The sequence below is a fragment of the Streptomyces albidus (ex Kaewkla and Franco 2022) genome (assembly GCF_013870515.1).
In the GTDB taxonomy this organism is placed as follows: Bacteria; Actinomycetota; Actinomycetes; order Streptomycetales; family Streptomycetaceae; genus Streptomyces; species Streptomyces albidus.
The window spans coordinates 1-9,940 of sequence record NZ_JACBXA010000221.1 but is presented as its reverse complement, the minus strand read 5'-3'; the positions used below and the strand labels follow the sequence as shown (position 1 = coordinate 9,940).

The following is a 9,940-nucleotide window of genomic DNA, read 5'->3' as shown; positions in this document are numbered from 1 at the left end:
GGTGACGGTCAGCTGGGACGGAGCCGTGCGCGGCGTACTCACGGTCGCGGACACAGTGAAGGAGACCAGCGCCCAGGCCGTACGGGAGCTGCGCGCACTGGGGCTCACACCCGTGCTGCTGACCGGCGACAACCGGGCCGTGGCGGAGGCCGTGGCCCGCAGCGTCGGGATCGGCCCGGCACCCGGCGCGGAGGGCCGCACGGACGCATCGCTCGGTGACGCCGTCATCGCGGAGGTCCTGCCCGAGGACAAGGCCGGCCAGGTGCGGCGGCTCCAGGAGCAGGGACGCAGCGTCGCGATGGTCGGCGACGGCGTCAACGACGCGGCGGCCCTGGCCACCGCCGACCTGGGGCTGGCGATGGGCACCGGGACCGACGCCGCGATCGAGGCGGGCGATCTCACGCTCGTACGGGGCGACTTGAGGGTGGCCGCGGACGCGATCCGCCTGGCGCGCAGGACGTTGAGCACCATCAAGGGCAACCTCTGGTGGGCCTTCGGCTACAACGTGGCGGCTCTGCCGCTCGCGGCGGCCGGGCTGCTCAACCCCATGATCGCGGGGGCGGCGATGGCCTTCTCCTCGGTCTTCGTCGTCACCAACAGCCTGCGGTTGCGCCGCTTCCGCTGAGGCCCGCGCTCCAAGACCGTGCGGCACGGGCGGGGTTCGCCGGACAGCGGGCGGGAGACAGCCGGCGACGTCCGACCGGCGCCAGATCAAGATCCGACGGCATAGGTGAGGGAAACGTGAAGGTCTTGTGACCCCGTGCCGCCCGAATTCGGTACGCGCCGATCCTCTGTGCGGAGAGCGCGGAACGAATCGCTCCGACGCTCCCGGCCCTGCGGGACGCAACGAAAAGCGCCCCGCCTGACAGGTCCCCCCACGGGCCTGTCGACGGGGCGCTTCCGTTTCCCGGTCATGGATTCCCCCCACGGGATCCTGGCCGGGTGCCTCCTGGCTGCACGTACGTACGGGAGGGCCGCTCAAAGCTCCCCGGGCACGCTTGCCGATGTTGCTATGCCGAGGCCGTCCCCCAAAGACTTACTCGGCGGGTGGCGACGACCCCGCCGGGAGGCCGCTGCCACCCGGTTAGACGTCCGACCCAGGGCAATGGTTACCCCCCAATTTCTGTGATCTAAGTCTCGCCACGGATCTGCACATACGGAAGGCCCCAATCCGCTTGGATGGGGCCTTCCTCAAGCTCATCCCCGGCTGACGTGACTCACTGTACAGCCAGGGTCACAGGGGGGTCAGCGGGACTCTATCGGCACGTACTCCCGCTCGACGACACCGGTGTAGATCTGCCGCGGACGGCCGATCCGGGAGCCCGGCTCCTTGATCATCTCGTGCCACTGGGCGATCCATCCGGGGAGGCGGCCGAGGGCGAAAAGCACGGTGAACATGCTGGTCGGGAAGCCCATGGCCCGGTAGATCAAACCGGTGTAGAAGTCGACATTCGGGTAGAGCTTGCGCTCGACGAAGTAGTCGTCGCTCAGGGCGTGTTCCTCGAGTCGCAGGGCGATGTCGAGGAGCTCGTCGCTCTTGCCGAGAGCCGAGAGGACATCGTGCGCCGCGGCCTTGATGATCTTCGCCCGGGGGTCGAAGTTCTTGTAGACGCGGTGACCGAAGCCCATCAGCTTTACGCCGTCCTCCTTGTCCTTCACCTTGCGGATGAAGGTGTCGACGTCGGAGCCGGAGGCCTTGATGCCCTGGAGCATCTCCAGAACGCTCTGGTTGGCGCCGCCGTGCAGCGGGCCCCACAGGGCGTTGATACCCGCGGAGATCGAGGCGAACATGTTCGCCTGCGACGAACCCACCAGCCGGACCGTCGACGTCGAGCAGTTCTGCTCGTGGTCCGCGTGCAGGATCAGCAGCTTCTCGAGGGCGTTGACGACGACCGGGTCGAGTTCGTACTCCGCGGCGGGAACCGAGAAGGTCATCCGCAGGAAGTTCTCGACGTAGCCGAGGTCGTTGCGCGGATAGACGACCGGGTGACCGATCGCCTTCTTGTACGCGTAGGCCGCGATCGTCGGCAGCTTGGCCAGCAGCCTTATCGTCGACAGGTGCCGCTGCTCCTCGTCGAACGGGTTGTGGCTGTCCTGGTAGAACGTCGACAGCGCGCTCACCACGGAGGAGAGCATCGCCATCGGGTGGGCGTCACGCGGGAAGCCGTCGTAGAAACGCTTGACGTCCTCGTGGAGCAGGGTGTGCCGGGTGATCTCGTCCTTGAAACCGGCGTGCTGGTCGACGGTGGGAAGTTCACCGTGGATCAGGAGATACGCCGTCTCCAGGAAGGTGCCGCGCTCCGCCAGCTGCTCGATCGGGTAACCGCGGTAGCGCAGAATCCCCCCTTCACCGTCGAGATAGGTGATGGCGGATTTGTACGCGGCGGTGTTGCCGTAGCCCGAATCCAGGGTCACCAGACCGGTCTCGGCGCGCAGCTTGCCGATGTCGAAGCCACGGTCACCGACCGTGCTGTCGACCACGGGGTAGCTGTACTCATCGTCCCCGTACCGAAGTACTACAGAGTTGTCGCTCACGTCTTCCCTCACCGACGTAGTGCCTCTTCTTCGAGGTGCCCTGACTCTTTCAACTGTCCCCCACTCAGTGCGGTGCGGTGCACTCGGGGTCGGCCAATGGGCTCTGTGATGGCACGCAGTGCCGTCTTTGTTTCGCCATCCTGCACCCTCTACGTGTCGCCGGTCACCCCCCGGACTCGTCCCGGTCCGGCACGGCCACCGGAGCGCCGCGCAAGCGGTGATCGAGGGCCGTGCACCGCCTGCCGGCGGAGACCGAACGGACTGCCTGGGCGATCGCCCTGCGGGACCCCACCAGGACCACCAGACGCTTTGCCCTGGTCACGGCGGTATAGAGCAGATTGCGCTGGAGCATCATCCAGGCACTCGTGGTGACGGGAATCACCACCGCCGGGTACTCGCTGCCCTGCGAGCGGTGGATGGTGACGGCGTACGCGTGGGACAGCTCGTCCAGTTCGTCGAAGTCGTAGTCCACCTCCTCGTCCTCGTCGGTGCGGACGGTCAGCCGCTGGTCGTCCAGCTGCAGCCCGGTGACGACACCGACCGTGCCGTTGAAGACGCCGCACGCGCCCTTCTCGTAGTTGTTACGGATCTGGGTGACCTTGTCACCCACTCGGAAAACCCGCCCGCCGAAGCGCTTCTCCGGCAGGTCGGGGCGGGCGGGGGTCAGCGCCTGCTGCAGCAGCCCGTTGAGCACCCCCGCGCCTGCGGGGCCGCGGTGCATCGGTGCGAGGACCTGCACGTCACGACGGGGGTCGAGGCCGAACTTCGCCGGGATGCGGCGTGCCACGACGTCCACGGTGAGCCGACCGGCCTCCTCCGTGTCCTCTTCGGGGAAGAGGAAGAAATCACTCAATCCGTGGGTGACGGGCGGCACCCCCGAGTTGATCCGGTGCGCGTTCGTCACCACAGCGGACTCCCGGGCCTGGCGGAAGATCCGCTTCAGCCGGACCGCGGGGACGGGGCCGCCCTCGGCGAGCAGGTCCCGCAGGACCTCTCCGGCACCGACCGACGGCAGCTGGTCCACGTCGCCGACGAGCAGCAGATGGGCCCCGGGCGGCACGGCTTTGATCAGCTTGTTGGCCAGCAGCAGGTCGAGCATCGACGCCTCGTCGACGACGACCAGATCGGCCTGGAGCGGCCGCTCCCGGTCGTACGCGGCGTCCCCGCCGGGCTTCAGCTCCAGCAGCCTGTGCACGGTGGAGGCCTCAGCCCCGGTCAGCTCCGCGAGCCGCTTGGCGGCCCGGCCGGTGGGCGCGGCCAGCACCACCTCCGCCTTCTTGGCCCGGGCCAGCTCCACCACCGAGCGCACCGTGAAGGACTTGCCGCACCCGGGCCCGCCCGTCAGCACGGCGACCTTCTCGCTGAGGGCCAGCCGCACGGCCTCCCGCTGCTCGGGCGCCAGCGCCGCGCCCGTGCGCTCCGCCAGCCAGCTGAGCGCCGCCTCCCAGTCGACGTCCTGGAAGGCCGGGAGGCGGTCCTCGGGTGCGCGGAGCAGCCGGTGCAGCTGGGCCGAGAGCGACAACTCGGCCCGGTGGAAGGGCACCAGATACACGCCGGTGACGGGCTGCCCGTCCTCGCCGGGGACCTTCTCCCTGACCACGCCCTCGTCCTCGGCGGCCAGTTGGCCCAGGCAGTCGATGACGAGGCCGGACCCCACCTGGAGCAGCTTGACCGCGTCGGAGATCAGCCGCTCCTCGGGGAGATAGCAGTGGCCCTGGTCGGTGGACTGCGAAAGGGCGTACTGCAGACCGGCCTTGACCCGTTCGGGGCTGTCGTGCGGGATGCCGACGGACTGGGCGATGCGGTCCGCGGTGAGGAAGCCGATGCCCCACACGTCGGCGGCGAGCCTGTACGGCTGGTTCTTGACGACGGAGATCGAGGCGTCGCCGAACTTCTTGTAGATCCGCACGGCGATGGAGGTGGAGACGCCCACGCCCTGAAGGAAGATCATCACCTCCTTGATGGCCTTCTGCTCCTCCCAGGCCGCGGCGATCTTCTTCGTACGCTTCGGGCCGAGCCCCGGCACCTCGATCAGCTTGGCGGCGTCCTCCTCGATGACGTCGAGCGTGCTGGTGCCGAAGTGGTCCACGATGCGTTCGGCGATGCGCGGGCCGATGCCCTTGATCAGGCCGGAGCCGAGGTAGCGGCGGATGCCCTGCACGGTGGCGGGGAGAACCGTCGTGTAGTTCTCCACGGTGAACTGCCGTCCGTACTGCGGGTGGGAGCCCCAACTGCCCTCCATCCGCAGCGACTCGCCCACCTGTGCCCCCAGCAACGAGCCGACGACCGTGAGCAGTTCGCCGCCGCGGCCGGTGTCGAGGCGGGCCACCGTGTACCCGTTGTCCTCGTTGGCGTAGGTGATGCGCTCGAGGACCCCTTCGAGCACCGCGTTCTGGAAGGACATGTCACTGACGGTAGTGCCGGGCACCGACATCGGGGCAGATCTCCGGCCAACTCCCTTACGCAGCCCACCAGGCACTTCCCCGGTCGGCGGCGGATCGTCACGATCAGATGTCGAACCCTTGTGCCGGAGCGGTGGTGTCCCTTCTCATGGCGGATGTAATCGTTACCACGCCGCCGACTTCGAGACGGGCACAGCAGTTGACCAGCATCAAAGACGTGGCATCCGTTGCGGGCGTCTCTGTCGCCACGGTCTCCAGGGTGCTCAACGACCACCCGGCCGTGCGCCCGGACACGCGCTCGCGCGTGCTGTCCGCGGTCACTCAACTCGCTTACCGGCCCAACGCCGTCGCGCGCTCCCTGAGGACCCATCAGACCCGCACGCTCGGCCTCGTCATCAGCGACGTGCTGAACCCCTTCTTCACCGAGCTGGCACGGTCGGTGGAGGGCGCGGCCCGCGAGCGCGGCTACAGCGTCATCATCGGGAACGCCGACGAGCGAGCGGCGCTCCAGGAGCACCACGTGCGCACGCTGCTGGAGCGGCGCATCGACGGGCTGCTGGTCTCCCCGACCGACGGCGGCACCGCGATGATCCGGGACGCCGCGGACGCCGGCACCCCCATGGTCTTCGTGGACCGCTGGATACCCGGCATCGACGTACCCGTCGTCCACGCCGACGGACGCCCGGCCGTGCACGACCTCGTGGCCCACATGTACGCCCTCGGCCACCGGCGGCTGGCCATCATCGGAGGCCCGAGCGAGACGACCACCGGCAACGAGCGGGTGGCGGCCTTCCGGGAGGCGCTCCAGGCTTTCGGGCTGCCGCTCCCCCGGAACTACACCGGCCAGGGCGACTTCCAGACCGAGAGCGGCAGGCTCGCCACCGCGGCCTTCCTGGATCTGCCCGATCCGCCCGACGCCGTCTTCGCCACGGACAACCTCATGGCCCTGGGAGCGATGGACGAACTGCGCAGCCGCGGACTGCGCGTGCCGGAGGACATCGCGCTCGCCGCCTTCGACGACATCCCTTGGTTCCTGCACACCGACCCCCCGATCACCGCGATCGCGCAGCCGACCGGAGAGCTGGGACGCCGCGCCGTGCAGGCACTGATCAATCTCGTGGAGGGGCGGAGCGCCGACTCCGTCACCCTCACCGCCCGCCTTGTCACGCGCCGCTCCTGCGGCGAGAGCGAAGGGAGCCGCCGTTGACCACGCCCGACCCCCCACGGCCCACGGACCCCCTGGTACCGCAGCCGGGCCCCCAGCCGGCCCCGGGGCAGTCCCTGCAGAAACAGACCTCGCCTCAGCCGCCGCAACAGCCCCCGCAGGGCCGTGAACTGCTGCGCACCGAGGGCATCCGCAAGACCTTCCCCAACGTCGTGGCCCTCGACGGCGTCGACTTCGAGCTCCGCTCGGGCGAAGTGCACGTCATCCTCGGTGAGAACGGCGCCGGCAAGAGCACCCTGATCAAGATCCTCTCCGGGGTCTACAAGGCGGACGCCGGACGCGTCCTGCGCGACGGCAAGCCCGTGCGCATCCACGGGGCCGGTGACGCGGAGCGGCTCGGCGTCGCCACCATGCACCAGGAGTTCAACCTCGTCCCCCACCTCAGCGTGGCCGAGAACATCTTCCTGGGCCGCCAGCCGCGCCGCTTCGGGCTGCTCGACCGCGACCGCATGGAGGCGGACGCCGCCGAACTCCTCGCCCGCGTCGGCGTGGACATCCCGCCGCGCACGCCCGTACGCGAACTGGGCATCGCACGCTCGCAGATGGTGGAGATCGCAAAGGCGCTGAGCCTGCGTGCGCGCGTCCTGATCATGGACGAGCCCACGGCGGCGCTCACGGCGGACGAGGTCGTGAAGCTTTTCGACCTCGTTCGGCGCCTGCGCGCGGACGGCGTCGGCATCATCTTCATCACGCACCACCTCGAAGAGATCGCCGAACTGGGCGACAGGGTCACCGTTCTGCGCGACGGCCGCAGCGTCGGCCAGGCACCTGCCGACACCCCGCACGACGATCTCGTGCGGATGATGGTGGGCCGCAGCATCGAGCAGCAGTACCCGCGGGAGACCGGCAAGTCCGCCGGTGGGGGCGGGCGTTCGGGCACGCCGCTGCTGCGCGTGTCCGGGCTGCGCCGCGAAGGCAGCTTCAGCGACATCGGCTTCGAGCTGCGCGCGGGTGAAGTCGTGGGTCTGGCCGGACTGGTGGGCGCCGGGCGTACGGAGGTGGCGCGCGCCGTCTTCGGCGCCGACCGCTACGACGCGGGCACCGTGGAGGTGCAGGGCAAGCGGCTCCGCCGGCACGACATCAACGCGGCGCTGGCCTCCGGCATCGGGCTCGTCCCCGAGGACCGCAAGGGCCAGGGCCTGCTTCTGGACTCCTCGGTGCAGGACAACCTGGGGCTGGTCACCCTCCGCAGCTCCACGCGCGGCGGCATCGTGAACCGTTCCGGGCAGCAGGAGTCGGCCGCCCGCATCGCCGGCCGGCTCGGCGTGCGCATGTCCGGACTCGGGCAGCGCACCGGCACCCTCTCCGGCGGCAACCAGCAGAAGGTCGTCATCGGCAAGTGGCTGCTGGCGCAGAGCCGTGTGCTGATTCTCGACGAGCCCACCCGCGGCATCGACGTGGGCGCGAAGGTCGAGATCTACGAGCTCATCAACGAGTTGACGGCGTCCGGGCACGCGGTGCTGATGATCTCCAGCGACCTCCCGGAGGTGCTGGGCATGAGCGACCGCATCCTCGTGATGGCCCAGGGCCGGATCGCGGGCGAACTCACCGCGCAGGAAGCCACGCAGGACGCCGTGATGGAACTGGCCGTCGGCACCGCCCACCGTGAGAACGCCCCGGCAACCAAGACCAAGGACAGGGAGGGCCACCGTGGCCACTGACATCCACAGCAGCAGCGGTCCGGGGCACGGACGGCAGGGCCCCCGGGTGAGCAAGGGCCCCTCGGGCGGCGGCAGTTCGGGCGGCGCGGGCAGCGGTGCGATGCCCGTCCTGCGGAAGGTCCTTCTGGAGAACGGTGCGCTGAGCGGCCTGATCGTGCTCGTCGTCGCGCTGACGGTCATGTCGCCCGACTTCCTGAGCACGCAGAATCTGCTCAACGTCGGTGTGCAGGCGGCCGTCACGGCGATCCTCGCCTTCGGCGTCACCTTCGTCATCGTGGCGGGCGGCATCGACCTGTCCGTCGGTTCCGTGGCCGCCCTCTCGGCGATCATGCTCGGGTGGACGGCCTCCAAGGACGGGCTGCCGGTCTGGATGGCTGTGCTGCTCGCTGTCGGCACGGGCGTCGCCTGCGGCCTCGTCAGCGGCGGGCTCATCGCCTACGGCAAGCTGCCGCCCTTCATCGCCACCCTCGCCATGCTCTCCATCGGGCGCGGGCTCTCCCTCGTCCTCTCGGACGGCACCCCCCTGACCCTCCCCGCCTCCGTCGCCACCGTCGGCGAGACGCTGGGCGGGTGGTTCCCCGTGCCGCTGCTGGTGATGGTCGTGATGGGCGGCATCACCTCGCTGGTGCTGGCACGTACGTACAGCGGCCGTTCGATGTACGCGATCGGCGGCAACGAGGAGGCGGCACGGCTGTCGGGCATCCGCGTGCGCCGGCAGAAGCTGGTCATCTACGGGCTCTCGGGCGCGTTCGCCGCCATCGCCGGAATCGTGCTGGCCTCGCGGCTCGCCTCGGCCCAGCCGCAGGCGGCGATGGGCTACGAACTGGACGCCATCGCAGCGGTGGTGATCGGCGGCGCGAGCCTCTCGGGAGGCGTCGGTAAGGCGTCCGGGACGCTGATCGGAGCGCTGATCCTCGCGGTTCTGCGCAACGGCCTCAACCTGCTCGACGTCTCCGCGTTCTGGCAGCAGGTCGTCATCGGGGTGGTGATCGCCCTGGCAGTGCTCCTCGATACACTCCGTCGTCGCGCATGATCTCTGTGCGCCCGAGGGAAGCCCGCCCATTCGTTCATCTGCCGTCGACTGCAAGGAACGCAGCAATGAGCAAAAGAAAGAGCACGTACGCCGTAGTGACAGCTGCGGCTCTGATATGCACGGCCGCCACCGGCTGCGGAAGCGGCTCCGGGAAGTCCGGTGACAAGGAAGACATCAAGATCGGGCTCGCGTTGTCGACCTTGAACAATCCTTTCTTCGTCGAGATGAAGAAGGGCGCCGAAGCGCAGGCGAAGGCCGAAGGGGCCGAGCTGAGCGTCCAGGACGCCCAGGACGACGCTTCCCAGCAGGCAGGCCAGATCGAGAACTTCACCAGCCAGAACGTGAAGTCGATCATCATCAACCCCGTCGACTCCGACGCGGCCGGGCCCGCCGTCAAGGCGGCCAACAACGCGAGCATCCCGGTCATCGCCGTCGACCGCGCCGTCAACAAGGCCAAGGTCGAGACGACGGTCGCCTCCGACAACGTCGGCGGCGGCAAGAAGGCCGCTGCGGACATGGCGAAGCAGCTGGGCGAGCAGGGCAACATCATCGTGCTCCGCGGCCAGCCCGGCACCTCGGCCTCGCGTGAGCGCGGCCAGGGCTTCATGTCCGGCATCAAGAAGTACCCGGGCATCAAGGTCGTCGCGAAGCAGCCCGCCGACTTCGACCGCGCCAAGGGTCTCGACGTCGCCACCAACCTGCTCCAGTCCCACCCGGACGTCACCGGAGTCTTCGCCGAGAACGACGAGATGGCGCTGGGCGCCATCAAGGCGCTCGGCAGCAAGGCCGGCAAGCAGGTCAAGGTCGTCGGGTTCGACGGCACTCCGGACGGCTTCAAGGCGATCAAGAAGGGGACGCTCAACACCTCGATCGCCCAACAGCCGGCCGAGCTGGGCCGCATGGCCGTCCGCAACGCGATCCGCAAGATCGAGGGCAACGACCCCGACAGCCAGATCAAGGTGCCGGTCGTGACCGTGAACGAGAAGAACGTCCGCCGGTACTCCTGATCGGCCGCTGGAACCTCTGCGGGTGACACACGCCCGGAATACGAGGTGTGGCGGCGGCCGACGGGCAACTGGCCGCC

At 69.1% G+C, this 9,940-nt stretch carries 5 protein-coding genes and 1 pseudogene; 4 read left to right on the top strand and 2 right to left on the bottom strand.

The genetic code is table 11. From position 1 onward, the window contains the following. Positions 1-625 (top strand): HAD-IC family P-type ATPase (locus H5J26_RS24360; protein ID WP_181768096.1); only part of this gene is annotated, 625 nt, incomplete at its 5' end. A gap of 620 nt (positions 626-1,245) precedes the next feature. Here H5J26_RS24360 and H5J26_RS24355 read toward each other — a convergent pair. Then, positions 1,246-2,535, bottom strand: a complete 1,290-nt coding sequence (locus H5J26_RS24355) for a citrate synthase (RefSeq protein ID WP_309238055.1) — start codon at positions 2,533-2,535, stop codon at positions 1,246-1,248. Positions 2,536-2,698: 163 nt separating this feature from the next. Continuing rightward, positions 2,699-4,939, bottom strand: coding sequence for an ATP-dependent RecD-like DNA helicase (locus H5J26_RS24350; protein ID WP_235981034.1), 2,241 nt, complete (start codon positions 4,937-4,939; stop codon positions 2,699-2,701). A gap of 197 nt (positions 4,940-5,136) precedes the next feature. Here H5J26_RS24350 and H5J26_RS24345 point away from each other — a divergent pair, with 197 nt between their 5' ends. The 3 genes and pseudogenes from H5J26_RS24345 to H5J26_RS31660 all read left to right on the top strand — a co-directional run bounded on the left by H5J26_RS24345 (position 5,137) and on the right by H5J26_RS31660 (position 9,863). After that, on the top strand, positions 5,137-6,144 hold the full coding sequence (locus H5J26_RS24345) for a LacI family DNA-binding transcriptional regulator (protein ID WP_181768098.1): 1,008 nt from the start codon (positions 5,137-5,139) through the stop codon (positions 6,142-6,144). 74 nt (positions 6,145-6,218) lie between these two features. Beyond that, entirely contained in the window at positions 6,219-7,823 is a 1,605-nt protein-coding gene (locus tag H5J26_RS24340) for a sugar ABC transporter ATP-binding protein (RefSeq protein ID WP_181768099.1), read from the top strand. Between the two features lie 100 nt (positions 7,824-7,923). After that, positions 7,924-9,863: pseudogene (locus tag H5J26_RS31660) on the top strand (substrate-binding domain-containing protein). Positions 9,864-9,940: the final 77 nt, after the last annotated feature.

Coding starts and splice junctions, on each gene's coding strand:
- H5J26_RS24350 (WP_235981034.1), bottom strand. CDS start 4,939: ATGTCCTTCCAGAACGCGGTGCTCGAAGGGGTCCTCGAGCGCATCACC.